Origin of the sequence: Paracoccus versutus (assembly GCF_000763885.1) — a bacterium.
Lineage (GTDB): Bacteria > Pseudomonadota > Alphaproteobacteria > Rhodobacterales > Rhodobacteraceae > Paracoccus > Paracoccus versutus.
The window spans coordinates 1-25,015 of sequence record NZ_JRKO01000013.1 but is presented as its reverse complement, the minus strand read 5'-3'; the positions used below and the strand labels follow the sequence as shown (position 1 = coordinate 25,015).

Below are 25,015 nucleotides of genomic sequence, written 5' to 3'. Positions count from 1 at the left end.
TCGCAGACACAAGATAGTGCGGCGGGAGTTGGGATGCAAATCACTTCGGAACGGCATAGCATTCGACAAGCCTGGTGACGCCTTCCAGGTCCTTCCCCAGCGTCACTGGATCGAGGGTCGGAGCGTCCTCGTCACCTAGGACGGGCTCAACTCCGTTCTGGAACATGAACAGCTTGGCTATCTCGCCTCGCACCGCGAAGTTCACGTTCTGGGGGATATCCCCCGTCGCATCTGCCACCAGCTTGGCATCGAGCTTCGAAACAACCACACCGACCACCCGCCCCGCGGCATCAACCGCGGGCCCACCCGAGTTGCCGGGCTGCACAGGTGCCGAAATTTGCATCCGTATCGCGTCCCCTCCCAAGCCTTTGAGGCTGCTGACACTTCCTCGCGTGACATTCAGGCCGGAGAGAAGTCCGGCGAGCGGATAGCCCGCAACTGTGATATCGGCGTTCTGCCCGGCAGGCCGCGGGGCGAACTTCGCCACCACTCCGGCTTCCTGGGGCGCATCCTTGATCAGCGCCAGGTCGAAGCTCTCATCTGCCGCCAGCAGGCTGACAGGTCGGCCATCAATCTTCAGCGTTTCGCAACCCTCAACCACATGGGCATTGGTGATCAGGTGGCCCTGCTCGGAAACGAAGAAGGCCGTTCCGCTGCCCTGCAAGGCTTGGTCGCTGGGCTTCGGCGTTGCTGGAGGTGCCGGTGCGGCTGCCGGCTGTTGGGGCGCTGGCGATGGAACAGGGGTGGCGGGTGGAGCGGTCATCCCTTCGCGCATCGCGTCCAGGCTCGCATGCTCGTTGGGCTGGTCCTGCCCTGCTTCCGCGAGGATTGTTGCCATCGACGCAATGCCCTCCATGATTTCTCCGCCTGGAGGCAGCTTGATTCCGCTCGACCAACCCTTGGTAATGCTCCCGGAAACGGCATTTAGCAGATTCTGATCGCGCTTTGCGGCCGATAAGACAACGCTCGACCAGCCGTTCCGCCTCAGATCCGAGCGGGCATAGAGTATCGTTCCTTCCGCTTGCTCCACGGAAGTGATCAGCACCTTTTCGCGCCTGAGCATGTAGGGCGCGGTTCCCGGAAGCGCCGAGGATAGCGCATAGGTATGAATGCCGACCACTTGCGGCAGATCGCCCAAATTCAGCGAGTATCGAAGCGAACTCGTCGTATGAGCATAGTTCAGGAAAACATCGGTTGCCGGCTCCTGGCGCATTCGGCCCGCGGGGACGGCAAATGAAATATCCATCGGCTCGAAGTATCGCTGCTCCCAACCGTCGGCTTGCACACGATCTGCGCTTTCCGCTGCGAGCAGCACCACCTCCCAGTTCTCGATGGGCGGATCGAGGCCGGCATTCCGTGCCCAGGCCTCAAGCGCGCGCTGGCTGCCGTTGCCCCATGCTCCATCCATGAGGGCGGAATACTTCCCATTCAGCGCGAGCCCAAATTGCAGGAACCGTTTTTCCTCCACGGTGAGTTTTGATGCGTCGAATTCCGCCCACATTTCTTCTACCGTGTAAGCATATGCTGGGGTGGCAGCTGCCATGGTGGCGCTTAGGATGGCTGAAAGTATACGCATGTCGGGCTCTGGGGGTTGGCTGAACTGCAATCCCAGATTGAATGCGGTCTGGCTATGAGTCAAAGCCTCCCTACCTGCCAATTGCGGCAAGTTTTCGGATAGGGTTCAGGGCGTCGAAGGCCTTTCAGTAGAAAGCGCCACCCCCGGCCCTGCCGCGACCTGTCCGCCTTCGAGGAACTGCACGCCCTGGGCCTCAAGGGCCTTGCGGATGGCTTCCTCGTTCTCCCGGCTTAGAGCTTTTGTGCGACCACTCTCGAAGGAGCGCAGCGTGTCATGTGATACGGTAGCAGCATCCGCAAGGTCAGCAGCCTTCCAATCAATGAGCATGCGGGCGGCCTTGCAGACCTTCCTGTCAAGAACGGGCATAAACACTCCTTGTGTATATTAATACACGTCATGTGTTGACATGTCGTGTGTCATGCTATACATACCATGTGTAGCGAGGGCGGTAAATAGATCCGCCGTCCAGAGTGCTGTCGCGAATGCGCGAGAGCGGTCTTTGTTTGGAGAGCAAGCAATGATGATCGACAACGACCTGAAAGGGGCGACTGAGCCCGCATGTCTGAACGGCCGCGCTGGATCCTTCCTGCCGGCAACGGAGCGCGCCTTCATCGCTGAGCGGCTGCGGCTGGCCTTGGATGAGGTCGAGACGGGCGCAGGTGATCTGCGGTCACTCCGCGAAGCCGTGCGCTTCCAGCGGGACGCCATCCGGGCCTCGCACCGCCGCCTCGCGCGGCTGGGCGGTGAGGCATGAGCGCCGCCGCTGTCCATGACCGGCATCATCGCGCGGCCGCGCTGATCCGCGGTTTCATCACCGTGGCCGAGGCTCAGGCGCACGGCGCGGTGCTGGCCATCCCTCTGCTGCCGCTGGAACTCGCCCTGCGCGAACTGGCGACGGATCAACCTTTGGATAAGGAGAACTGACGATGAAACGTCGTGACCTGATGAGACTGGCGCCTGCGGCCTTGGCGGCGGGCGCTGTGCCGGTGGCTGCGGTCGCGGCCGAGGAAACCCCGGTGATGCGGGTGTTCTCGGAATGGAAACGGGCCAACGACTTTGCCCATAGCCAGGCTGACGACGAAGCGTTTGAGAAGGCTCTGGGCGAGCGATGGGAGGTTGAACAGCGCCTCATGCAAACCCCGAGCCAGAACGAAAGGGACGTTCTGATCAAGATTATCGCCTGGACGAACTTCGGTGACGGCGACCTTGAGTCGGGGAACCCGATCAGCCAGCCGATATGGGCCGAGGCCCGCGCGCTGGTGGCGGCATGAGCGCGCTTATCAAACACATCGCGAAGCAGCAGGACGAGGCGGCAGCGCTTGAGCGCGTGGTCTATGCGCTGATCTACATGATGGATCGCTCGGACGACGACTCCCGCGCGTTGGCTCAAAGCCTGGCAGAAGCGGCCCGCAAGCTGGCCTCGGGCCTGAACGAGGGGCTGGATTACATCAACCTGCCGAAGGAGGACGCGGCATGACCACCTATCCCGAAATCGAGCCGGAAGCCCGCCAGCGTCTCGACGCTTTCGCCGCGCAGACCGGCACGACCCCGCCCGAGCATGTCCTGATCGATGAATATGGCGAGGGTGGCACCTTCACCACGGAGTTTCTGACCTACTGCATCGACACCGGCCTGAGCCTCGATTGGGTGTGGTTCGGAGAGGGCAACCAGACCGTCGCGCGGGAGGGCCGGGCATGAAGCCTCTCGCCAGTCTCGAACGGCTCATCAAGGCGGATGAGCCGGAAATCTACGCCGAAAGCCTCTCCCACACCGTCGAGGCGCTGATCGCTACCGCCAGGCTCGCGCTCGACAATGAAACAAGCGGCTCGGATCTGCGCGACCGCGCCAGCTACGTCGTGGAAGAAACGCTGGCCGTTGCCCAGGCGCTCATGGGCGTTGTGTCAGTGGGCATTGAAGACCTCCAGCGCGAACAACGCAGAAAGGATGCAGCATGAGCCTTGAACCACAGGACGATTGGGAGGCCGAGGTTCTCGCGCGCTTCAAGAAGCTGGGTGCTGTCGAGCGTCTGATTTTCATCGGAGCGGGTCAGGCGCTAGCGCTGGGGGTGTTCTCTGGTGAGCAGTTCACAGAATGGGTAGCGGATCGCTTACGCCGGTATCGAGCCGGGGAGGATCTTACGCTCGCCGATCTGGAAATTCCCGGCCTGCGTCAGGCCAAAATGGCCGGCAGGTAAAGACCTGACACCACCGCGCCCGGCCCCGGTCGGGCGCTTCCATTCCTTCACCCCCATCTTCAACCGGCGCGAGGGCGCATCTGCATGGACACCGCCTATTCGATCAACCGGCACTGGTCGGATCGTTTCATTCCCGAGATCCGCCGCATCGTCGGCGCGCATCTGCTGCGGGTCGCGCCGGAATACCTCGATACCCGCCATGCCACCGATCTGCTGATGCTGGACGGCCGCGACATGCGCATCGCCGCCAGGGTGCGGCGCCATGGCTATGCCGGTCGCTATCCCTATGGCTTCACCATCCGCTCGCGCCTGCCCTCGGGCAATCCGACCGAACTGGCCAAGATTGTGAACGGCGAAGGCGATTGGCTGTTCTACGGTCATGCCGATGCGGGCGAGACGGGCTTTGACCTCTGGTGGCTCCTGGACCTGCGGGCCTTCCGGGCCGGGCTGATCCGCCACGCCTCGAACGGCTATCCCATCTCGTCGGGCGACCGGATGAACATGGACGGCACCTGCTTCAAGTGGTTCGATATCCGGTCCTTTCCCAGGGAGCCGCCGCTGGTGCTGGCGACCTCGGGGCCTCGCAGCACCGGGCCATCGCCTTGGCAGGCCTGACCGCTGATTTCTCGGCCCAACCCGGAAGGGGGTGAACAAGAGCGCATTGGCCGACGCGAGCCCTCGCATCATGCGGGGGCTTTCGCATGGAGGCGAAGGGTGCCGTATCGGCCGTATGGGTGGCGCCGCGGCCTTGTCGTCCGATGCCTTCCATCCCTGCTACATCCGCTACTTCCGCTACGCGGCACCCATTTGCAGCGGAAGTAGCGAGCGTAGCAACGTCGCAGCTTCCGTTTCCCGGCAGCCTCACACGGCAAAATCGCAACCGAATAGCAGCACGTTGCGATTCCTGGCCGTCGCAAAAGCCCAGCCAGAGCGCCCTTTCTGACGACCCGAGGGCCGAGAATCGCGGAATAGCGAAAATCGCAGGAGGGCGCGTGTCGGCCGCTACCGCTTTTTTTCAGTCACCCTACCTGTGTCCAAAATGGACGCGATGGGCGGCCGGGCAGATCGAGAGCCGCCGCCACGGGGCAACCGTCCTGGTGCGCTCACGGCCCGGCGACAGATCGCGCGTGCGGGGAAGAGGCTAGCTCCAATCCATCCCATCGCGTGGCCCATCCGCATCACCCACGACCGCAATCAGTAGCAGCCAACCGCAAATATAAAGGCGGGCTTGATGGCGGGTGTATCGCCTGAATGGCAATTTTTCTTATAAATATCAATGGAGTGTGGCGGAGAGGGTGGGATTCGAACCCACGGAACCCGTGAAGGCTCAACGGTTTTCGAGACCGCCCCGTTCGACCACTCCGGCACCTCTCCGCGCTTTTCGGGTGGTGGCGGCGATTTAGACGGGCGGGGGTTGAAGCGCAAGGGCCTTCGCGTCAAAACCGCGAAAAATTTGTCTCTCGGAGGAATCATGGGCGGAATGCGCAGGGCAGGGCGGATCGCCAGCGCCAAGGGGCCGCAGCCATGCCGCTGCTGATCGGACCGCTGGCCCACCCGCTCATCCGCACCCGCCTTGCCCCGCAGGCGACCGGGGCCGGTTCGCTGCAAGGCCGGATGGAGGGCGGCGGGCTGGCCGGGATCGCCGCCGACGCCTGGCCGCGGCTGGCGCGCGGCGATGACGACCTGCCGCTCTGGCAGGCCGACTGGACGCCCGCCCTGCGCCGCTATGCCGAAATCTTCGGGCTGGAGCCGCAGGGCCACTATGGCCGGGAACTGCTGGGCCTGGGCGAGCCGGCAAGCGACGCGCCCGATTGGCAGCCCGAACTCGCCGCCGCCATGGCCGACTGGCTGCTGGCCCTGCCCGAGGACCGTCCGGCCGCGGCGATCCGCAGGCGCCTGCCGATGATCGCGACCTGGGTCGCCTCGCGCCAACGCGCCGGGGCCGAGACCCAGGGCCTGCCCCATGTCGGCCCCGCCGCGGCCGAGCGGGTCAGGATCGATTCGGTCGAGGAACCCTATGCGGAATATTTCTCGGTCGAGGCGATCCGGCTGAGCCAGCACCGCAACGACGGCGGCTGGACCGATCCCTTGGCCCGCGCCGTCTTCGTCTCGGGCGATGCGACGGTGGTCCTGCCCTGGGATCCGCTGCGCGACCGGGTCATGCTGATCGACCAGCTGCGCGCCGGCCCCCTGGCGCGCGGCGATGCGCAGCCCTGGCTTTACGAGACCGTGGCCGGCCGCGTCGATGCCGGCGAGACGCCGCAGCAGGCCGCCCGGCGCGAGGCGGTCGAGGAAACCGGCATCGCGATTTCCCGCCTGTTCGCCGCGCCGCACAACTATCCCAGCCCCGGAGCGGTGGCGGAATACCTGTATCTCTATGTCGGCATCGCCGAGCTGCCAGACGGCAGCGCCGGCCTGGGCGGGCTTGCGACCGAGGACGAGGACATCCGCTCGCACCTGATCCCGCGGGCCGAGCTGACGCGCATGGCGCTGGCCGGCGAGATCCGCAACGGGCCGCTGCTGAACCTGGCGCTGTGGCTGGAATTGCGCCACCAGGACATCCGCCGCGAATTGGCCCAGGAAGCCAAGACCGTCCCGGCGGGGTTGCCGCCGTCATGAAGCGGCGTGTAAACCGGGCGGGAACATCCTGCGAAAGGCCAAGCCCATGCGCATCTGCCCCGACCTCGCCTCTGCCATCGGCAATACTCCCCTGATCCGGCTCAACCGCGCCTCGGAAGAGACGGGCTGCGAGATCCTGGGCAAGGCCGAGTTCATGAATCCGGGCCAGTCGGTCAAGGATCGCGCCGCGCTCTACATCATCAAGGACGCGGTGGCGCGGGGCGAGCTGAAGCCGGGCGGCACCATCGTCGAGGGCACGGCCGGGAACACCGGCATCGGCCTGGCGCTGGTCGGGGCCTCGATGGGCTTCCGCTCGGTCATCGTCATCCCCGAGACGCAGAGCCAGGAGAAAAAGGACATGCTGCGCCTGGCCGGGGCCGAACTGGTCGAGGTGCCCGCGGCGCCCTACAAGAACCCCAACAACTACGTGCGCTATTCCGGCCGCCTGGCCGAGGAACTGGCCAGGTCCGAGCCGAACGGCGCCATCTGGGCCAACCAGTTCGACAATGTCGCCAACCGCCAGGCGCATCTGGAAACCACCGGCCCCGAGATCTGGGAGCAGACCGCCGGGCGCGTGGACGGGTTCATCTGTGCCGTCGGCTCGGGCGGGACGCTGGCGGGCGTGGCCATGGCGCTGCAACCCAAGGGCGTCAGGATCGGCCTGGCCGACCCCGAGGGCGCGGCGCTTTACAGCTATTACACCGAAGGCGTCTTCGAAAGCCCCGGCTCCTCGATCACCGAGGGCATCGGCCAGGGCCGCATCACCGCCAACCTGGAAGGTTTCACGCCCGACTTCGCCTATCGCATCCCGGATGCCGAGGCGCTGCCGGTGATCTTCGATCTGCTGGAATACGAGGGGCTGTGCCTTGGCGGCTCGTCGGGGGTGAACGTGGCCGGCGCGATCCGCATGGCCAGGGACATGGGCCCCGGTCACACCATCGTGACGGTGCTTTGCGACTATGGCACGCGTTACCAGACCAAGCTTTTCAACCCCGAGTTCCTGCGGGCCAAGGGCTTGCCGGTGCCGGAATGGATGGCCCGCAAGCCCGCCGACCTGCCCGAGGTCTATCAGGACTGAACCGAACCATGCCCCGATTTGCCGTGCTGCCCCGGCTCGCCTTGCTGATCCTTGCGCTGTTCCTGGCGCTCGGCCAGCCCGTCCTGGCCCAGCCAGAGCAGGAGGCGCCGGACCTGGCCGCCTGGAACAAGCTGGCCGACCAGGCCGAGCAGATCCTGGAATCGGGCTCGGCCAACGACGTCCGGCTGCAGACCATCCGCGACGAGGTGGTGAAATGGCGCGAGCGGCTGAAGGCCGCCCAGGGCGTCAACGCCACCCGCATCGCCACGCTCAAGGACCAGATCGCCGCGCTGGGGCCGGCCCCGGCCGAGGGCCAGACCGAGCCCGAGGAGATCGCCGCCCGCCGCAAGGAACTGGGCGAACAGCTTGCCACGCTGCAGGCGCCGGGGTTGCAGGCGGTCGAGGCCTATGGCCGCGCCGACGGCATCGTCGCGCAGATCGACCAGACCCTGCGCGCGCGCCAGACCTTCGCGCTGATCCGCAAGACGCCGACGCCGCTGAACCCGGCGAACTGGGGTCCGGCCGTGGCCGAGGCGGGCCAGGTCGCCAGCCATATCTATGCCGAAGCGCGGGGGCGCTGGGACAGCACCGCCGGCGCGTCGGGCTTTTCCGAGCGGCTGCCGGTCTTTGCCGGGCTGCTGCTGGTCGCGCTGCTGCTGTTGTCGCGTGGCCGGCGCTGGGTCGATTCGCTGCCCTCGCGGCTGTCGGCCCGCGCCAGCGAGCGGTCGCGCGCGGCGCTGGTCTTCGGCGTCTCGCTGGGCCAGATCGCCATCCCGCTGGTCGGGCTGATCCTGTTCGCCTCGGCGCTGATGTTCTCGGGGCTGTTCGCGGAATGGGGGCTGCCGCTGGTGATGTCGCTGGCCGGGGCGGGCGTGTCCTTCTTTTCCGGGCTGTGGCTGGCGCGGCGGCTGTTCCCGGCGCCCGACACCGCCGTCGAGCCGCCCCTGCCCATGGGCGAGGAACGCCGCGCCAAGGCGCGCTTTCGCGCGACGCTGCTGGCCGCTTCCCTGGCGCTGCACCAGCTTTTCGCGCGCTCGGTCCTGCCGCTTTCGGGCTTTCACAGCCAGAACGACAGCGACACCGTTCCCCAGCGGCTCAGCGAGGCCTCGGCGGGGGTCTGGCATTTCCTGCTGGTGCTGTTCGGCGCCTTCTGCCTTTTGCGCCTGTGCAACGTGCTGCGCGGCCTGCGCCAGCCCGAGCCCGCCGATACGCCCGACTACCGCATCCGCGTGGTCAGCTTCCTGGCGATGATGGGGCGGCTGGTGGCGGTCATCGCGCCGTTGCTGGTGGCGGCGGGCTATGTCACCGCGGGCAATGCGCTGCTGTGGTCTGCGATCATGACGCTGGCGCTGGTCGGGCTGCTGATCATCCTGCAGGATTTCATCGCCGATCTCTACGCGCTGGCCAAGGGCGGCGACCGCTCGGCGCGCGATGCGCTGATGCCGGTGCTGATCGGCTTTGCGTTGATCCTGTTGTCGCTGCCGGTGTTCGCGCTGATCTGGGGCGCGCGCGCCAGCGACCTGGCCGAGGCCTGGACCAAGGCGCAGCAGGGCTTTTCGCTGGGCGGGGTGCGGCTGTCTCCGATGGCGCTGCTGACCTTCCTGATCGTCTTTGCCATCGGCTATTTCCTGACCAACTTCGTGCAGGGCGCCTTCCGCAGCTCCATCCTGCCCAAGACGAGGCTGGATGCGGGCGGGCAGAACGCCGTCACCTCGATGATCGGCTATGTCGGCGTGGCGCTGGCGGCGGTCTTTGCCGTGACCTCGGCGGGGATCGACCTGACCTCGCTGGCCTTCGTCGCCGGCGCGCTTTCGGTCGGCATCGGCTTCGGCATGCAGCAGGTGGTGTCGAACTTCGTCTCGGGCATCATCCTGCTGGTCGAGCGGCCGATCGCCGTCGGCGACTGGATCGAGGTCGGCGGCCAGCAGGGCATCGTCAGGAAGATGGCGGTGCGCGCCACCCAGATCCAGACCTTCGACCGCACCCAGGTCATCGTGCCGAACTCGAACCTGATCACCCAGCCGGTGACGAACTGGACGCGCGGCAGCCTGGCCGGGCGGATCATCGTGCCGATCACGGTGGGGGTGACGGCCGACAGCCGGCAGGTGGCCGCGCTCCTGCGCGAGATCGCCGAGGACCAGCCGACGGTCCTGGTGAACCCGGCCCCCGCGGTCCTTCTGCGCAGCATCACGCCGACGGGACAGAATTTCGAACTGCGCGCCGTGCTTTCCGACATCAACGGCGGCAGCTCGATCGTGTCCGAGATCAATCACCAGATCCTGGAGCGCTTTGCCGCGGCGGGGATCGTCCTGCCCGGCAGCGCGCGCGGTGCGCAGGACATCTACCTGCACCAGGCCGAGGCCGAGGCCGAGGCGCCCGTCGCCCTCTCCCTCGCCGACGCGCAGGACGAAAAGGACCGGCCCGGCCGCAGCAGCTGAGAAGGCGCCGCGCCTTGCGCGTTCCACGGGCCGCGCCGCGGAGGCCGTCCGGTCCAGGCCGGGCGCCGCACCTTGCGCTTCTTCGTTCCCCAAATACTCCTAGCGGCGCAGGCCGCTGGGCGGTTCCTGTTCCGGCAGGCCCTCTTGCGACAGCATGATCGCCACCGGGCGCAGCCAGGGGATCTGGGCGCAGACGATCATGATCGCCACCATGATCGGCACGGCCAGGAAGGTGCCGGCGATGCCCCAGACCACGCCCCAGAAGGCCAGCGACAGCACGATCCCGAACGAGGACAGCCGCAGCGTCTGGCCCAGAAGCATCGGATCGAACACATTGCCGATGATGAACTGCACCGCCACCGTCAGCCCGCCCACGGTCAGCGTCACCGCCGGATCGCCGGTCTGCGCCAGCACCATGGCGATGGTGATGACCGTGGCCGCGATCGAGCCCAGCGTCGGGATGAAGTTCAGGATGAAGGTCAGCATGGCCACCGCCCCGGCCAGGTCCAGCCCCTGCACCCGGAAGATCGCCCAGATCAGCGCCGCCGTGACCGCGCTGATCGCCGCCTTGACCACCAGGTAGCGGTTCACCCGGCGCATGATCTTGTGGACCGTCTCCAGCACCTGCCGGGCCTGGGCGGGATCGCCGGTCAGGCGCTCGATCTTGACCGGGAACCAGATCCGCTCGCTGAACATGAAGCCGACGAAGGTCAGGATCAGCACCGAGGCCGAGATCAGGTTCGACGCCTGCGCCGCGGCCGAGCGCAGCCAGCCGGCGACGTCGATGCTGCCCATGAAGGTGCCGATCGCCTCCTGCACGTTCGGTCCCCAGCGCTGGCTGAGCCGCGCCAGGGCCGCCTGTGCCCGGTCGGCATAGGTGATCGAGGTCGAGACCACCTCGTTCACCTGCGCCACCACCGCGGTCGCGGCCCAGAGCAGGCCGATGGCGATGGCGATCAGCGCCAGCGTGGTCGCCAGCCAGTTCGGCACCTTCAGCCGGGCAAAGGCGGAAATCGCGTCGCTGGTCAGCGAAAAGATGATGATGGCAAAGACCAGGCAGATCAGGATGAAACGCGCCTGCACCAGCAGGAACAGGATCAGGCCAAAGGCGATCACGCCCAGAAAGCCGGTCTGCAACCGCTCGCTTAGATGCGAGTCCCGCCCGTCCAATCGCGTCCCCTCATTCTTTCCGGCGGCGGGGCGCGGCCTGCGCGCCCTGCCTCGTCTCAGGCTTCGGCCTCATCCTCGCCATTCTCGGCGATGCGGGCAACAGAAACCACCTCTTCGCCCGGCGCCGTGTTGAAGACGCGCACGCCCCCGGCAGAACGCGAGCGGAAGCTGATGCCGTCCACCGGCACCCGGATCGACTGCCCGGTCGAGGTGGCCAGCATGATCTGGTCGTCGCGATCCACCGGGAAGCTGGCGACCAGCGGTCCGCCGCGCATCGCCTTGTCCATGGCCATCACGCCCTGGCCGCCGCGCCCGCGCACCGAATAGTCGTGCGACGAGCTGATCTTGCCGGCGCCGCGGGCGGTGATGGTCAGGATCAGATCCTCGGCCGCCGACATCTCGGCATAGCGCTCCTGGCTGATCGCGGCCTCGGCGACGGCATCCTCGTCCTCATCGGCCTCGGCGCCGTCGTCCAGCGCGCCCTCGACGGCGCGGCGCATCTTCAGATAGGCGGCGCGTTCCGAGGGGTCGGCCTCGAAATGCCGGATCACCGACATGCTGACCACGCGGTCGCCGGCCGCCAGGCGAATGCCGCGCACGCCGGTCGAATCGCGGCCCTTGAAGACGCGCACGTCGGTGGTCGGGAAGCGGATCGCTCGGCCCGCGGCCGTGACCAGCATCACGTCGTCGTTCTCGGTCGCCATGCGCGCGCCGATCAGCTCCACCCCCTCGGGCAGCTTCATGGCGATCTTGCCGTTGCGCATGACATTGGTGAAATCCGACAGCGCGTTGCGGCGCACGTCGCCTTCCGAGGTGGCGAAGATCACCTGGTAGTCGTCCCAATCCTTTTCCGGGGCATCCACCGGCATCAGCGCGGCGATGGAGACGCCGGACTGGATCGGCAGGATGTTGACGATGGCCTTGCCCTTGGCCGTGCGCCCGCCCAGCGGCAGCCGCCAGGTCTTGAGCCGATAGACCATGCCGTCGGTGGTGAAGAACAGAAGCTCGGTATGGGTATTGGCGACGAACAGGGTGGTGACGACGTCGTCCTCTTTCGTGGCCATGCCGGACAGGCCCTTGCCGCCGCGGCGCTGCGACCGGAACTCGGCCAGGGCCGTGCGCTTGATATAGCCGCCCGAGGTGATGGTGACGACCATGTCCTCGCGCTCGATCAGGTCTTCGTCGTCCAGGTCGCCCGCCCAGTCGGTGATCTCGGTCCGGCGCGGCACGGCGAAATGCTGCTTCACCTCGCGCAGCTCGTCCGAGATGATGCCCATGATCCGTTCGCGCGAGGCGAGGATGGCCAGGTATTCGCGGATCGCATCGGCCAGCGTCTTCAGCTCGTCGGTGACTTCCTGCACGCCCAGCTGGGTCAGGCGCTGCAGGCGCAGCTCCAGGATGGCGCGGGCCTGGGTCTCGGACAGGTTGTAGGTGCCGTCCTCGTTCACCGGATGCAGCGGGTCGTCGATCAGCTTCAGGTAGACCACGATCTCATGCGCCGGCCAGCGCCGGGTCATCAGCCGCTCGCGCGCCTCGGCGGCATCGGCCGAGCTGCGGATCGTCGCCACCACCTCGTCGACGTTCGAGACCGCCACGGCGAGGCCGCAAAGCACATGCGCGCGCTCGCGGGCCTTGCGCAATTCATAGGCGGTGCGGCGCGCCACCACTTCCTCGCGGAAGGTCAGGAAATGGGTCAGGAAGTCGCGCAGCGTCAATTGCTCGGGGCGGCCGCCGTTCAGCGCCAGCATGTTGGCGCCGAAGCTGGTCTGCATCGGGGTAAAGCGGAACAGCTGGTTCAGCACAACCTCGGCGGTGGCGTCGCGTTTCAGCTCGATCACCACCCGCACGCCGACGCGGTCGGATTCGTCCTGGACGTGGGCGATGCCCTCGATGCGCTTTTCCTTGGCAAGCTCGGCGATCTTCTCGATCAGGCTGGCCTTGTTCACCTGGAAGGGGATCTCGTCCAGGATGATCGCCTGCCGGCCGGCGCGGGTTTCCTCGATCCGGGTCTTGGCGCGCAGGATGATGCTGCCGCGCCCCTCGAGGTAAGCCTTGCGCGCGCCCGAACGGCCCAGGATGATGCCGCCGGTGGGGAAATCCGGGCCGGGCACGATCTCCAGCAGCCGCTCGGTCGGCAGGTCGGGGTTTTCGATCAACGCCAGGGTGGCGTCCACCACCTCGCCCAGGTTGTGCGGCGGGATGTTCGTGGCCATGCCGACGGCGATGCCGCCCGCGCCGTTGACCAGCATGTTCGGGAAGCGCGCCGGCAGGACGGTCGGCTCGCGGTCCTTGCCGTCGTAGTTGTCCTGGAAATCGACGGTGTCCTTGTCGATGTCCATCAGCAGATAGGCCGAGGGCTTGTCCATCCGCACCTCGGTATAGCGCATGGCCGCCGGGCTGTCGCCGTCCATGCTGCCGAAGTTGCCCTGGCCGTCCAGAAGCGGCAGGGACATGGAAAAGTCCTGCGCCATGCGCACCAGCGCATCATAGATCGAGGCGTCGCCATGCGGGTGATACTTACCCATGGTGTCGCCGACCGGGCGGGCCGACTTGCGATAGGGCTTGTCATGGGTGTTGCCGGTCTCGTGCATGGCGAAGAGGACGCGGCGATGCACCGGCTTCAGCCCGTCGCGCAGGTCGGGAATCGCCCGGCTGACGATGACCGACATGGCATAGTCGAGATAGGACGAGCGCATCTCGTGCGCGATGTCGATCACCGGGCCGTCGTGATGCATCACGGCGCGCTCCGATCCGCCGTTCTCGGGGGTATCGTCGTCGTTTTCAGGGATGTCAGCCACGGGGAAAACCTCAAGATCTTGTTGGGCACGGGTCTATCCCATACCCGCCTTGGGTGCAATCTTGACGGGCCGCCCCGGTGCGGGAATTGCGGCTCAGGCCAGCCCGGCCTCGCGCCTGCGGCCGCGGACCGAGGCCAGCCACAGCGCCGACAGCCCGGCCGAGAGGATCGCGTTCCAGCCGGCCATGGAAATGCCGAACAGGCTCCAGGCCACCTCGTCGCAGCGCACGACCGGCGCCTTTTCCAGCGCCGCCATCAGATCCTGCGTGGACATGCTGGCCAGGCCCGAGACCCCGCCCGAGCAATGCTGCGGCCCCTGCCAGACCTGCAATTCGACGCCCGCGTGATAGATGGCAAGGCCGGTGGCGCAAAGCGCGGCCAGCAGCCCCAGCGCCGCCAGCCAGCGCTTCCAGCCGAAGAACCAGATCAGCCCGCCGATGATCGCGGCGACCAGATGCGGCCAGCGCTGCAGGATGCACAGTTCGCAGGGCGCATAGCCCAGGGCCTGGAAGGTCAGCGCGGCGGCCAGCAGCGCGGCGGAACCGGCGCCGGCGGTGACGGCGACATGCTTGCTTGAAAATCCGTTCATGGCTTCCGGTTAGGACCGCGCCTCGCGGCCGGCAAGTGCCAATCGCGTGAACTCAATGCGGCTTCCAGGTGACGACGCGGTAAAGATAGATCGCCACCACCGCCACCACCACCAGCTTGGACAGCGGATCGACCCAATCCGCGACCAGCGCATAGTTTTCATGCAGCATCAGCCCGGCAAAGGTCAGCACCCCGGTCCAGAGCGCGCTGCCGATCACGGTATAGAGCAGGAATTTCCACATCGGCATCCGCGCGAGCCCCGCCGGGACCGAGATCAGCGTGCGGATCGCCGGGATCATGCGGCCGAAGAACACCGCCATGGCGCCGTGGCGCTGGAACCATTCATGCGCGGCGTCGATGTCCGAGGGCGAAAGCGTGAGCAGCCGGCCGTGCCGGGCGGCAAAGCGCTTCAGCCGCTCCTCGCCGAACCACAGGCCGATGTAATACCACATCAGCGTGCCCAGGACCGAGCCGATGGTGCCGACCAGGATGGTCAGCGTCAGCGACATCCGCCCGCTGCCGGCCAGGAAGCCGGCCAGGGGCATGATCACCTCGGAGGGGATGGGCGGAAAGACGTTCTCGGCCACCATGAGCATCAGCACGCCCAGATAGCCCCAGCTCTCGATCGTCGAAACCACCCAGTCGAACATGCCTGCCCCTTTCGTTTGGGAACGTGCTGCGGGCTGGGGCCGGAACTGTCAAGCCTGCGCGCGTGTTGCGCCGTGGCGGGGTTGCGATAAGCTCGGCAGGCGGGATCACGGCGGGGAGGACGGCGCGATGGAATGGCGGGGCAGGCGCGGCAGCAGGAATGTCGAGGATCGGCGCGGCATGGGCCGGGCCGCCGGCGCGGGCGGCATGGGCGTCGTCGGCGTGCTGGTGGTGCTGGCGGTGGGGTATTTCTTCGGCATCGACATCTCGCCCATCGTCGGCGCCCTGGACGAGGGCGGCGCGCCCGGCGAGTCGCGCGAGCTGACGCAGGAAGAGCGCGAGATCGGCCAGTTCGTCTCGGTCGTGCTGGCCGATACCGAGGAGGTCTGGGCCGGCGTGCTGCCCGACCAGGCCGGCATGCGCTACCAGGATCCGGGGCTGGTGCTGTTTTCGGGCGCGGTGCAATCGGCCTGCGGCGGCGCCTCGGCGGCGATGGGGCCGTTCTATTGCCCCGGCGACCGCAAGGTCTATCTGGACACGGATTTCTTTCGGGTCATGGCCGGCAAGATGGGGGCGGGGGGCGATTTCGCCTATGCCTATGTCATCGCGCATGAGGTCGGCCATCACGTGCAGAACCTGACCGGGACGCTTTCCGAGGTGAACGGGCTGCGCGCCCGGCTGGGCGAGCGCGATGCGAACCGGCTGTCGGTCGCCACCGAATTGCAGGCGGATTGCTATGCCGGGATCTGGGCGCGGCAGGCCAGCGAGCAGTTCGGCACCATCGAGGAGGGCGACATCGACGAGGCGATCAATGCCGCTGCCGCGGTGGGCGACGACACGCTGATGGAAAGCGCCGGCCGGGCGGTGGTGCCCGACGCCTTCACCCATGGCTCGGCCGCCGAGCGGCAGGCCTGGTTCAAGCGCGGCTTTGCCTCGGGGCAGATGGCGCAATGCGACAGTTTCGCGGCTTTGGGGAATTAGGGGCGGCGGCGCGGGTGGCACGGCCGCGGGGAGTATTTGCAGAACAGAGAAGGGCAGGGGTGGTGCCCCCGCTGGGCCGGCCGCTATCCGTGGCGCGGTCGCAGGAGTATTTGGGAAACGGTGAAGGGCTGTGCCGCGGCGGGGTGCGCCAACCTGTCGCGGCGGCGGTCAGGGGCGCTGCAACTGGATGCCGCGCGGGCGTTCGGTGGTGGCCCAATCGGGCCAGAGGCCGAAATGTTCGAGCCCGGCAAGCAGCAGGCCGGCCGCGATGACGCCGAGGACCAGCGCGACGGTTCGGGCGCTGGGCGGGTTTCGCGCCCAGCGGGCGGCCCGGATCAGCCAGATGAGGTTGTTCATGCGCCCGTTCCTTTGCTAGTGCTGCCCCCGGAAACCGAAAATGCGCCGGGACGACCTCTTGCCTCAGCATAGCGACAGCCGAATCCTGCCCTATAGCGCCGACCAGATGTATGCGCTGGTGGCCGATATAGAAAGATACCCCGAGTTCCTGCCCTGGAACACCGCCGCGCGCATCCGCGCGCGCCGGCCCGGCGCCTCGGGCAGCGAGGTGGTCGAGGCCGACCTGGTCATCAGCTTCAAGGTGTTCCGCGAGCGCTTCGGCTCGCGCGTGACGCTGTGGCCCGAGACGAAGCGCATCGACACCGAATACCTGGACGGGCCCTTCAAGTACCTGCGCAGCGGCTGGAGCTTCGCCGACCTGCCGGAGGGCGGCTGCAAGGTCGAGTTCTTCGTCGATTTCGAGTTCCGCAACGCCATCCTGGGCAAGGTGATCGGCGTGGTCTTCGGCGAGGCGATGATGCGCATCGTGCGCGCCTTCGAGGACCGGGCGAAGGCGCTTTACGGCGCCTGACGCGCGTCCTGCCAGATGGCGTGATCGGCGGCCAGGGCGGTGCGCAGCCGCGCCTCGGCCTCGGGCGCCAGGTCGGTGACGGCGGGGGGCGAGACATTGCTGCGCCGCAGCGCGACCGGCTTGCCGAGGCGCTGCGCCAGGAATTGCGTCAGCGCCGGCATCGCCTCGTAGCGGAAGAGGTGATCGACCGCGATCCGGCCGTCATTGTCGACGAGGAAATCGGATTGCCGGCCCAGCCGGGCATGGGCCGGGCGATCGCCGGGGCGCAGGTAGTCGTCCGCGAAACGCTCGAAGCTGACATGGGCGGTGCTGTTCGGATGGCCGATCAGTTCGTCGCGGGCGCGAAAGCGATACCAGCTGCGCAGCCAGTCCAGCGGTTCGCGGATCACCGCCACGGTTTCGAACGCGGGCTCGCCCAGCGGCTCGAGCAGCGGCCGGATGCGGCTGCGATATTGCCGCAGGTTCAGGTGCTTGATCTCGGGCCGGGTGCGAAAGACGATCTCGGCCCTGGGCGCCAGCGCCTGTTCCAGCGCCGTCGTCCCGGTCTTGGGCACCGACAGCAGCACGATGCGGGGCTGGAGAAAGATCAGCATGAGGGGGCGATGGGCAGGGGCATGGTGCCGCTTAGCGGTCCCGGCCCGTGCTGGCAAGGCGGGCCGGGATGCGGCCCGCCTGCTGCGGCATCAGATCACGCCGAAGGCGCGCATCGGTTCGGCCACGCGGATGAAGCCGGCGATGTTGGCGCCGATGACGTAATCGCCCGGTGCGCCGAATTCCTCGGCCGTGCTGTAGCAGCTGTCATGGATGTCGCGCATGATCTCGGCAAGCTTGGCCTCGGTCTTTTCGAAGCTCCAGCGGTCGCGCGAGGCGTTCTGCTGCATCTCCAGCGCCGAGGTGGCGACGCCGCCGGCGTTCGCCGCCTTGCCGGGGCCGAACTTGACGCCGGCCTGCTGGAAGGTGCGGATCGCCTCGGGGGTGCAGGGCATGTTCGCGCCCTCGCCGACCGCGGTCACGCCGTTCTTGACCAGCTTGGCGGCGTCCTTGCCAGTCAGCTCGTTCTGCGTGGCCGAGGGCATGGCGACCTCGCAGGCCACGTCCCAGATCGAGCCCTCGCCGGATTTCACGAAATAGGCGCCGTTGCCTTCGCCCTTCATCCGCACGTATTGCGAGATGCGGCCGCGGCGCACTTCCTTGATTTCCTTGAGGAGGCCGAGGTCGATGCCGCCCTCGTCCACGATATAGCCCGAGCTGTCCGAGCAGGCGATGACCTTGCCGCCGAATTCCTGCACCTTCTCGATGGTGTAGATGGCGACGTTGCCCGAGCCCGAGACCACGACCGTCTTGCCGTCGAAATCGGTGCCGCCGGTCTTCAGCATGGCCTGGGTGAAATAGGTGTTGCCGTAGCCGGTCGCCTCTTTGCGCGCCAGCGAGCCGCCGTAGAACAGGCCCTTGCCGGTCAGCACGCCCGCCTCGTAGCGGTTGGTCAGGCGCTTGTATTGGCCGAACATGTAGCCGATCTCGCGCGCGCCCACGCCGATGTCGCCCGCCGGCACGTCGGTATATTCGCCCAGGTGGCGGTAAAGCTCGGTCATGAAGCTTTGGCAGAAGCGCATGATCTCGCCGTCCGTGCGGCCCTTGGGATCGAAGTCCGAGCCGCCCTTGCCGCCGCCGATGGGCAGGCCGGTCAGCGCGTTCTTGAAGATCTGCTCGAAGCCCAGGAACTTGATGATGCCCACGTTCACCGAGGGGTGGAAGCGCAAGCCGCCCTTGTAGGGGCCCATGGCCGAGCTGAACTGCACCCGGAAGCCGCGGTTGATCTGCACCCGGCCCTTGTCATCGGTCCACGGCACGCGGAAGATGATCTGGCGCTCGGGTTCGCAGATGCGCTCGATCAGGGCGTCCTCCAGGTAGTCGGGGCGCTTGGCGACGACGCGGCCAAGGCTTTCCAGAACCTCGCGCACCGCCTGGTGGAATTCGGGCTCGCCTGCGTTGCGGCGGACCACCTCCTCATAGATGGGGGCAAGCTTGTCGTCGATCTGCGGCATGTCGCGGAATCCTTTCCCTTGGGGTCGGAGGGCTCCTTAGCCCAAGGTGCGGGCAGTTTGAATGGGGCAAGAGCAATATTCGGGCAAAATGCCCGAGTTTTTGGCGTAATGCCAAGTTATCCCAAGGATAAATCACGTGATATCAATGGCTAGAGGGTTTTCGTTCTGCCCGTTCTGCGGGCAGCGGCTTTTTGCCACGCTTCTTGCCATGATATGTCGCTTGCAATGACACCTGCCTTGCAAAGCAAAAGACCGCCCGGCGCCTCCTCGCGCCGGACGGTCCAGTTGCGCCGGGGTCGGGGTCAGCGGCGCCCCGCCTCCAGCGCGTCCTCGAAGGTGCGCAGGCCCGTGACGGGGGCCTGCACCAGCACCGCCATGTTGCCGGGCTTGTGTTCGTTGCGCAGCATCTTCAGATGCGCGGCCGGGATTTCGGCCCAGGGAAAGACCTCGGACATGCAGGGGTCGATGCGGCGCTCGAGCATCAGCTTGTTGGCCGCAGACGCCTGTTTCAGATGCGCGAAATGGCTGCCCTGCAGGCGCTTCTGGTGCATCCACATGTAGCGCACGTCGAAGGTGCAGTTGAAGCCCGAGGTGCCGGCGCAGATCACCACCATGCCGCCCTTCTTGCAGACGAAGGTCGAGACCGGGAAGGTCGCCTCGCCCGGATGTTCGAAGACGATGTCGACGTTGTTGCCCTTGCCGGTGATGTCCCAGATCGCCTTGCCGAACTTGCGCACCTCGTTGAACCACTCCTTGTATTCGGGGGTGTTCACCTTGGGCAATTGGCCCCAGCACTTGAAGTCCTTGCGGTTGATGACGCCCTTGGCGCCAAGGCTCATGACGAACTCGCGCTTGTCCTCGTCGCTGATGACGCCGACCGCATTGGCCCCGGCGGCGTTGATCAGCTGGATGGCGAAGCTGCCAAGCCCGCCCGAGGCGCCCCAGACCAGCACGTTCATGCCCGGCTTCAGCTCATGCGGCTCGTGGCCGAAGAGCATGCGGTAGGCGGTGGCCAGCGTCAGCGTGTAGCAGGCCGATTCCTCCCAGGTCAGGTGCTGGGGGCGGCGCATCAGCTGCTGGGCCTGGACGCGGGTGAACTGGGCGAAGCTGCCGTCCGGCGTCTCGTAGCCCCAGATGCGCTGGCTGGGCGAATACATCGGGTCGCCGCCGTTGCATTCCTCGTCGTTGCCGTCGTCCTGGTTGCAATGGATGACGACTTCGTCCCCGACCTTCCAGTTCTTGACCTTGTCGCCCACCGCCCAGACGATGCCCGAGGCATCCGAGCCCGCGATGTGATAGGGCGCGCCATGGCCGTCGAAGGGGCTGATCGGCACGCCGAGGCCGGCCCAGATGCCGTTGTAGTTGACGCCCGCCGCCATCACCAGGACCAGCACCTCGTTGCTGTCGATCGGCGGCGTCTCGACCACCTCGACCTGCATGGCCTTGTCGGGCTCGCCATGGCGTTCGCGGCGGATGGCCCAGGCGTACATCTGCTGGGGCACATAGCCCAGAGGCGGCATCTCGCCGATCTCGTAGAGATCCTTTTCCGGTGCGTCATAGGGCGCGATCGGGGTGGGTTGGTCCAGGGCCATCTCAGAGTCCTCTTTTGCCGCTTTCGGCGCCGGGTTTCCGCCGCGGCGCAGAATCAGCGCGGGTTGCAGCGCCCGTTGTAAGGATGACTGCGCAACATTGCAATATTACTGATGTAGAAATTGTAATAATCTGTCGTAACGAATGCGCGAACCGCCGCAGTGCAGCGGAACCCGGCGCCCCGATGGCTGGGTCGGAGCAGGGCCTGCCGGGCTCAAGGCGGCGCTTGCCCGCCGAATCGGTGGCGCAGCGGGCGGGGTTGGGCCGTCGGATGGGCCCAGCCCGCATTTCCTGCCGCCCCCTGCCTAGGCGCGGCCGCGGTTGTTCGCCTTCCGGCCTCTAGGCCAGCCCTCGCTGCGATCCGCGCTGCACCTGCATTGCCGGGCGCAAATGCCGAATTTTCCCGGCATTTCCGGGGGCAAGGCCTGAAACGACAGGCGATGGAAGCCCGGAAATCCCTTGTTTTCCGCCATCCCAAGCGTGGTTGGGCGGTGACTTTGCCCATTTGCCAAGGCCATTAGCGCTCATCGAAACTTCCCGAAAAAAGCCGCCCCGAGGGACGACCTGGCCGATGAAATGCTGCGATTGCTAACTAGAGATCCGCGAGCCGATAGATTCCGCAGTCGCGATGCGAGCCGTGGAGGATCGACCGGATGCCGCGCGTCCACAACTGTCGTCGGAGTTCCTCCTTTTCGAGCGAGCGCTGTCGCGCCAGGGTTGCGAGCGAGACATGAGCGGGGCGGAAGTGATCGAAACTGTCGAGTTCGATATGCCATGGCGCCTCGCGGCTGCCGATGATCGGAACGACGCGCTTCAGTAGGGGGTGCCGTCATGATTGGCCAGCCGCAGCAGGCTGGCTACGGCGCCGTCGTCGATGCCGAGGATTTCGGCGGCTTCGTCCTTGCTGATCCGGGGGCATGCGCGGTGCGTAGAGAGCGCCCGTCATTTCCTCTTCATCGATCAGGATCGAATCGAAACCTGCCTGTCCCTGGGCGTGTGCCGCGAAGGTGTCGTTGACATGCAAATACTTCTCCTCGCTGTCGGCCGGCAGGCCGAACGCGAGCAGGACCGTCGTCAACGAACCTCGTGGAACACCCGTTTCATCGCAGAGCGAGGTGATGCTATGGCGCCGCCGCTGGGCTGCCACTTCGCCGAGCAGGGTTTCTCCGGCGGCGATCGACATGCTGTCAAGGATATGGCTCCGCAGGATGTCCTCGGTCGGCCGATGCCATCTGGATCGGAGAGGGCGCCGGAGTAGAGCGGGCCGTATGCGGATCGCGGCGTCGACACGGGCTGTTGCCGTTTCACGGCGCTGAAGATTTCCTCGAGGCCGTCTCGAACGCCGTCAGGCCCCTGCGAGGTGAAGCTGAACCCGACCTTTGCTGCCTCATCCCATTGCTCTTCGGTCAGTTGGGAGGTTTTTGCCGTGGTGCCATGGATGAGGGCGGCGCCGAGCAATTGCGTGGCGCCGGCGACCTGATCGATGCGCTGGTTGTCGAGCCACTGGGGGCCTGCCTGCCCGTCAATACGGGCTGTGACATAGGCCTGAAGCGGCGAGACCCCATGCCGAGGGGTTTCCGCGGCCAGGCGTTCGAGCGCGTCATCCGATTCGGCGAGCGCGCCCGGCAACTGGAATCGCTCCTCCTCCGTAGCGGCCTTGCGGCGGATCAGGGGGATGCCATGGCGCGGGCAGGTCCTGACAGGGGCGAACATCCAGTGCAGCCGTCCGACGCGTTGTCCATGGCTTCCGGCCGCCATTTGGCGATCTCCCAGCAGGCAGGCGGGGCAGAAGGTGATCCGCCGACGATCGAGAAACCTGATGTCGAACAACTGTCCCCGGTGCTCATGGCCCGCCTTGCCGGCCGGCAGGATCGCGGCGCGAAGCAATCCGGCCCGAGGCATGCCGCTGAGCGCCGCGATGCGCTCCACGGTCTCGGGCGCCGCTGGCATGACGGATTGGCGAGCCAGATCCAGAAAAGCCATGAACGGAAGGCCGCCATCCCGGCATGGAACCGGGCCATGCGCGCGACATAGGACATCAGGGATTCGCCGGCGGCCAGCGGAAGGAAGGGAAGAAGCGGCATGGATCAGGACCTCGACAGCTGCTTGCGTTGGCGTTCGGTGCGGATCGCGGTGGTCTTGCCACCACCGGCGGGCTCGATCAGCGCGATGCCGCGGGTCTCCTGCCCGGCGGTGAAGCGCGCCGGCAGGGGCAGGAGGTTTCCCTCGTCATCGGTCTGGAACAGGCGCTGCAACTGGAGCTTCAGGTCCCTGTCACGGTCGCTCTCGATATGAATGCGTCGCAGCCCGGCGATGACCTGTGCGACGGGCTTGGGGGCGGCCGGCGTCGGGACTGCGGGGTATCGGCGGTCATGGATCAGTCTTCCATCTCGAAGTTGTTGGCGCGGCGTGCCGAGGCCTGCTGGGGCGCGGCATCGGTCTCCGTGTTCCGGGGAGCACGGGGTTCGATGGAGCGGCCGTAGCCATCTTCCGACCTCTGGGTCCGGGCGGTGTTCGCAGCCACCTTGAAGCTGTCGAACAGGGAGGATTCGAGCTTTTGCAGGTTCTCCACCGTCCAGTTCTTGTCGATCAGGCCGAAGGCCAGCTTGCTGGTGGTGTTCATGTCCCGGATCGCCTTGAGCGCCTCGAAAACGACCGCCTCGTTCCAGGATCTCTGTTTCTCGGCACGGGTGCGCAGGGCGCGACGGGTCGCGATCCATTCCTGTGCGTGCAGCCCGTCGAACAGGCGGCCCTTGCTCGTCTCGCCATGCACGGTCCCGACCTCGACCCAGTTCCCGTCGAGGCAGACTTCGATGGCGCCGATGTCGGCATGGTCCCAGCGGATGTCCACGGTTTGCCCACCACGAAGCAGGAACTAGGTCGCGAGATCCTCCGAATGATACCGGATGCCGAAAATGGTGATCCTGTCCTTGAACACACGCATTTGCGATCACATCCCGATGGACTTCGCGGGCGGGCCATCCTACCCATATGGCATGATGCGCCTGCTCGCCCTGCTGTTCACCTTTGCCGTGATGAACGCCGCCCTGATCCTGTCGGTGGCGCATGACGGCGTGGTAGCGTCGCAGCAATTGGCGATGGAAGCCGCAGCCGGGCAGGAGGCCGAGCCTTCTTCCGCCCCAGGCAATGCGTCCTGCATGCTGAGCGGCAGTTGCAGCAGTGATGGAACAGCCTGCGACTGGACCTGTGCCTCGCATGCCGCCGTCGAGACGGCGTCCTTGCAAGATGGGGCCGCACAGCACGCCAGCAAGCTCGAGCGGCTGTTTGCCGTCTCGTCCTGGCGAACGACGGGACCGCTGCAGCAAGAGCGGCCTCCGAGAGCTCTCTCCGTCTGATCCTGCGCCTCGGGCGCAATTCGCCATCAGCCTGGCAAAATCCCGCCCTTCGCAAGGTGCGGTCGTCATGGCCCACCCCGACGCGGTTTCCGGGCTGATGTGATCACAGACAGAACGGATTGAGTCATCAACATGGATAAGGGATTCAAGGGCTCCGGCCTTGATCGCAGGGCATTTTTCGGCGGGCTGGTATGTGCCGGTAGCAGCGCCATGGGCGCGTTTGCGCAGCAGTTCGACCCGAGCACGGGGAACATGGTCTATGGCGGTGCGGGCCAGGGGCAGGCACCCGATATCGGCGCCTGGCAGGTAAATCCGAACGCCGATCGGCGCCGGAACCTGTCCGCCTTCCGCATGTGGCATTGGAGCGATCATTTCAGCGACCTGGGGGTCGGGGTGATTCTGGCCGATGTTTCGTCGCGGGCGCTGCACTACTGGTCCGCCGGCGAGGCCACCTATCGGGTCTATCCCTGCTCGGTGCCGGTGACCGAGGAACTGACCAAGCGCGGCAAGACCGAGGTGGTCCGCAAGGCGAAGAACCCGCCATGGACCCCCACGCCCGACATGCGCAAAAAGGATCCGAGCCTGCCCTTGCGCGTCGAAGGCGGGGTGCCGGAAAATCCCCTTGGCGCTTATGGGCTCTATCTGTCCTGGCCCGCCTATCTCATCCACGGCACGCATGACACCCGAAAGATCGGGCGCCTGTCATCGAACGGCTGCTACGGCCTCTATAACGAGCATGTCACCGAGCTTTACGACCTCGCCGAGATCGGCACGCAGGTCGCCGTGTTCTAGAAGCCTCGCCGCAGGCGCGAGCCCGCGGCGATATGTGAAACCAGGAGGCTCTCGGATGATCAGCCCGGCCCATGTCTCGATGGCGGTGCGAAACCGTGCCTATGCGGGATCCGTGTCGCCATGATCGCCATGCAGGCAAAGCGCATGATTGCCCAGCACCTCGATCACCCGGCAGTCGGCGATGGTGCCGCAGGCGCATTGCGCCAGCATGCGCTGCAATTCGTCGCGCAACACCGTCAGCCGGGCGATGCGGGCATTGACCGCCGCAAGCTGGC

At 66.3% G+C, this 25,015-nt stretch carries 29 protein-coding genes, 1 tRNA gene and 1 pseudogene; 15 read left to right on the top strand and 16 right to left on the bottom strand.

Annotated features, from left to right (window positions below; translation table 11 throughout):
* Positions 1–40 precede the first annotated feature (40 nt).
* Together IT40_RS26635 and IT40_RS07375 are read right to left on the bottom strand one after the other, a co-directional pair.
* Positions 41–1,543, bottom strand: coding sequence for a S1 family peptidase (locus IT40_RS26635; protein ID WP_166436108.1), 1,503 nt, complete (start codon positions 1,541–1,543; stop codon positions 41–43).
* A gap of 138 nt (positions 1,544–1,681) precedes the next feature.
* Positions 1,682–1,942, bottom strand: coding sequence for a hypothetical protein (locus tag IT40_RS07375; RefSeq protein WP_036752557.1), 261 nt, complete (start codon positions 1,940–1,942; stop codon positions 1,682–1,684).
* 151 nt (positions 1,943–2,093) lie between these two features.
* On the opposite strand from IT40_RS07375, the gene IT40_RS07370 reads away from it, so the two are divergent.
* The 8 genes from IT40_RS07370 (at position 2,094) to IT40_RS07340 (ending at position 4,385) form a co-directional block, all read left to right on the top strand.
* Complete coding sequence (locus tag IT40_RS07370) at positions 2,094–2,330, top strand: hypothetical protein (protein ID WP_036752556.1); 237 nt, start codon at positions 2,094–2,096, stop codon at positions 2,328–2,330.
* Positions 2,327–2,500, top strand: a complete 174-nt coding sequence (locus IT40_RS28435) for a hypothetical protein (protein WP_157034064.1) — start codon at positions 2,327–2,329, stop codon at positions 2,498–2,500. Before IT40_RS07370 ends, IT40_RS28435 begins: the two co-directional genes overlap by 4 nt.
* A gap of 2 nt (positions 2,501–2,502) precedes the next feature.
* Positions 2,503–2,847 (top strand): hypothetical protein, encoded by a 345-nt coding sequence (locus IT40_RS07365; RefSeq protein ID WP_036752555.1) that lies wholly within the window; start codon positions 2,503–2,505, stop codon positions 2,845–2,847.
* Positions 2,844–3,053 (top strand): hypothetical protein, encoded by a 210-nt coding sequence (locus tag IT40_RS07360; RefSeq protein WP_036752552.1) that lies wholly within the window; start codon positions 2,844–2,846, stop codon positions 3,051–3,053. Before IT40_RS07365 ends, IT40_RS07360 begins: the two co-directional genes overlap by 4 nt.
* A complete protein-coding gene (locus IT40_RS07355; protein WP_036752548.1) occupies positions 3,050–3,274 on the top strand; it encodes a hypothetical protein in 225 nt (74 codons plus the stop codon). Before IT40_RS07360 ends, IT40_RS07355 begins: the two co-directional genes overlap by 4 nt.
* Positions 3,271–3,531 carry a hypothetical protein gene (locus IT40_RS07350; RefSeq protein WP_036752545.1) on the top strand — a complete coding sequence of 87 codons (261 nt, stop codon included), beginning with the start codon at positions 3,271–3,273 and terminating at the stop codon, positions 3,529–3,531. Before IT40_RS07355 ends, IT40_RS07350 begins: the two co-directional genes overlap by 4 nt.
* On the top strand, positions 3,528–3,770 hold the full coding sequence (locus IT40_RS07345; RefSeq protein ID WP_036752542.1) for a hypothetical protein: 243 nt from the start codon (positions 3,528–3,530) through the stop codon (positions 3,768–3,770). The genes IT40_RS07350 and IT40_RS07345 overlap by 4 nt, the downstream gene beginning before the upstream one ends.
* Positions 3,771–3,854: 84 nt before the next feature.
* Positions 3,855–4,385 (top strand): hypothetical protein, encoded by a 531-nt coding sequence (locus IT40_RS07340; RefSeq protein WP_052095778.1) that lies wholly within the window; start codon positions 3,855–3,857, stop codon positions 4,383–4,385.
* 669 nt (positions 4,386–5,054) lie between these two features.
* Here the strand turns inward: IT40_RS07340 and IT40_RS07335 are convergent.
* A tRNA-Ser gene (locus IT40_RS07335) sits at positions 5,055–5,144 on the bottom strand.
* A gap of 150 nt (positions 5,145–5,294) precedes the next feature.
* On the opposite strand from IT40_RS07335, the gene IT40_RS07330 reads away from it, so the two are divergent.
* Genes IT40_RS07330 through IT40_RS07320 form a run of 3 tightly spaced genes read left to right on the top strand, consistent with a single transcriptional unit; the run spans position 5,295 to position 9,905 of the window.
* Positions 5,295–6,389: an NUDIX domain-containing protein gene (locus IT40_RS07330; RefSeq protein WP_036752539.1), complete on the top strand. Its 1,095-nt coding sequence runs from the start codon at positions 5,295–5,297 to the stop codon at positions 6,387–6,389.
* A gap of 46 nt (positions 6,390–6,435) precedes the next feature.
* Entirely contained in the window at positions 6,436–7,467 is a 1,032-nt protein-coding gene (locus IT40_RS07325) for a cysteine synthase A (protein WP_036752536.1), read from the top strand.
* An 8-nt stretch (positions 7,468–7,475) separates the two neighbouring features.
* Positions 7,476–9,905: a DUF3772 domain-containing protein gene (locus IT40_RS07320; RefSeq protein WP_036752532.1), complete on the top strand. Its 2,430-nt coding sequence runs from the start codon at positions 7,476–7,478 to the stop codon at positions 9,903–9,905.
* 99 nt (positions 9,906–10,004) lie between these two features.
* On the opposite strand, the gene IT40_RS07315 is transcribed toward IT40_RS07320, so the two are convergent.
* The 4 genes from IT40_RS07315 to IT40_RS07300 all read right to left on the bottom strand — a co-directional run bounded on the left by IT40_RS07315 (position 10,005) and on the right by IT40_RS07300 (position 15,110).
* Complete coding sequence (locus tag IT40_RS07315; RefSeq protein ID WP_052095777.1) at positions 10,005–11,075, bottom strand: AI-2E family transporter; 1,071 nt, start codon at positions 11,073–11,075, stop codon at positions 10,005–10,007.
* 56 nt (positions 11,076–11,131) lie between these two features.
* On the bottom strand, positions 11,132–13,873 hold the full coding sequence (gene gyrA, locus IT40_RS07310) for a DNA gyrase subunit A (protein ID WP_208021338.1): 2,742 nt from the start codon (positions 13,871–13,873) through the stop codon (positions 11,132–11,134).
* 93 nt (positions 13,874–13,966) lie between these two features.
* Positions 13,967–14,461 carry a disulfide bond formation protein B gene (locus tag IT40_RS07305; protein WP_036752529.1) on the bottom strand — a complete coding sequence of 165 codons (495 nt, stop codon included), beginning with the start codon at positions 14,459–14,461 and terminating at the stop codon, positions 13,967–13,969.
* Between the two features lie 52 nt (positions 14,462–14,513).
* Positions 14,514–15,110 carry a DedA family protein gene (locus tag IT40_RS07300; RefSeq protein WP_036752519.1) on the bottom strand — a complete coding sequence of 199 codons (597 nt, stop codon included), beginning with the start codon at positions 15,108–15,110 and terminating at the stop codon, positions 14,514–14,516.
* A gap of 127 nt (positions 15,111–15,237) precedes the next feature.
* Between IT40_RS07300 and ypfJ the strand changes: the two genes are divergently transcribed.
* Entirely contained in the window at positions 15,238–16,089 is an 852-nt protein-coding gene (gene ypfJ / locus IT40_RS07295; RefSeq protein WP_036752517.1) for a KPN_02809 family neutral zinc metallopeptidase, read from the top strand.
* A 168-nt stretch (positions 16,090–16,257) separates the two neighbouring features.
* Here ypfJ and IT40_RS07290 read toward each other — a convergent pair whose 3' ends face one another.
* Positions 16,258–16,446 (bottom strand): hypothetical protein, encoded by a 189-nt coding sequence (locus IT40_RS07290; protein ID WP_036752516.1) that lies wholly within the window; start codon positions 16,444–16,446, stop codon positions 16,258–16,260.
* A gap of 58 nt (positions 16,447–16,504) precedes the next feature.
* On the opposite strand from IT40_RS07290, the gene IT40_RS07285 reads away from it, so the two are divergent.
* A complete protein-coding gene (locus IT40_RS07285) occupies positions 16,505–16,957 on the top strand; it encodes a type II toxin-antitoxin system RatA family toxin (RefSeq protein WP_036752698.1) in 453 nt (150 codons plus the stop codon).
* Here IT40_RS07285 and IT40_RS07280 read toward each other — a convergent pair.
* From IT40_RS07280 to IT40_RS07250, 7 genes are all read right to left on the bottom strand, one after another.
* Entirely contained in the window at positions 16,945–17,550 is a 606-nt protein-coding gene (locus tag IT40_RS07280) for a hypothetical protein (protein ID WP_036752513.1), read from the bottom strand. The genes IT40_RS07285 and IT40_RS07280 overlap by 13 nt on opposite strands.
* A 90-nt stretch (positions 17,551–17,640) precedes the next feature.
* Positions 17,641–19,002, bottom strand: a complete 1,362-nt coding sequence (gene gdhA / locus IT40_RS07275; protein WP_036752510.1) for an NADP-specific glutamate dehydrogenase — start codon at positions 19,000–19,002, stop codon at positions 17,641–17,643.
* 302 nt (positions 19,003–19,304) lie between these two features.
* Entirely contained in the window at positions 19,305–20,594 is a 1,290-nt protein-coding gene (gene ccrA / locus IT40_RS07270; protein ID WP_036752507.1) for a crotonyl-CoA carboxylase/reductase, read from the bottom strand.
* A gap of 827 nt (positions 20,595–21,421) precedes the next feature.
* Positions 21,422–21,670 (bottom strand): hypothetical protein, encoded by a 249-nt coding sequence (locus IT40_RS28430; protein ID WP_139294000.1) that lies wholly within the window; start codon positions 21,668–21,670, stop codon positions 21,422–21,424.
* Positions 21,667–22,575, bottom strand: a complete 909-nt coding sequence (locus tag IT40_RS27375; RefSeq protein WP_084196899.1) for a TniQ family protein — start codon at positions 22,573–22,575, stop codon at positions 21,667–21,669. The genes IT40_RS28430 and IT40_RS27375 overlap by 4 nt, the downstream gene beginning before the upstream one ends.
* Before the next feature lie 104 nt (positions 22,576–22,679).
* The gene (locus IT40_RS28425) at positions 22,680–22,847 is read right to left on the bottom strand and encodes a hypothetical protein (protein WP_157034063.1); all 168 of its coding nucleotides are present in this window, start codon (positions 22,845–22,847) and stop codon (positions 22,680–22,682) included.
* A 122-nt stretch (positions 22,848–22,969) separates the two neighbouring features.
* Positions 22,970–23,443, bottom strand: coding sequence for a hypothetical protein (locus tag IT40_RS07250; protein WP_036752486.1), 474 nt, complete (start codon positions 23,441–23,443; stop codon positions 22,970–22,972).
* Between the two features lie 64 nt (positions 23,444–23,507).
* Here IT40_RS07250 and IT40_RS07245 point away from each other — a divergent pair, with 64 nt between their 5' ends.
* Positions 23,508–23,948 carry a hypothetical protein gene (locus tag IT40_RS07245; protein ID WP_036752482.1) on the top strand — a complete coding sequence of 147 codons (441 nt, stop codon included), beginning with the start codon at positions 23,508–23,510 and terminating at the stop codon, positions 23,946–23,948.
* 210 nt (positions 23,949–24,158) lie between these two features.
* Positions 24,159–24,740 (top strand): L,D-transpeptidase, encoded by a 582-nt coding sequence (locus tag IT40_RS07240; protein ID WP_243700193.1) that lies wholly within the window; start codon positions 24,159–24,161, stop codon positions 24,738–24,740.
* A gap of 99 nt (positions 24,741–24,839) precedes the next feature.
* On the opposite strand, the pseudogene IT40_RS29955 reads toward IT40_RS07240, so the two are convergent.
* A pseudogene (locus tag IT40_RS29955) lies at positions 24,840–25,015 on the bottom strand (MerR family transcriptional regulator); the annotation flags it as partial.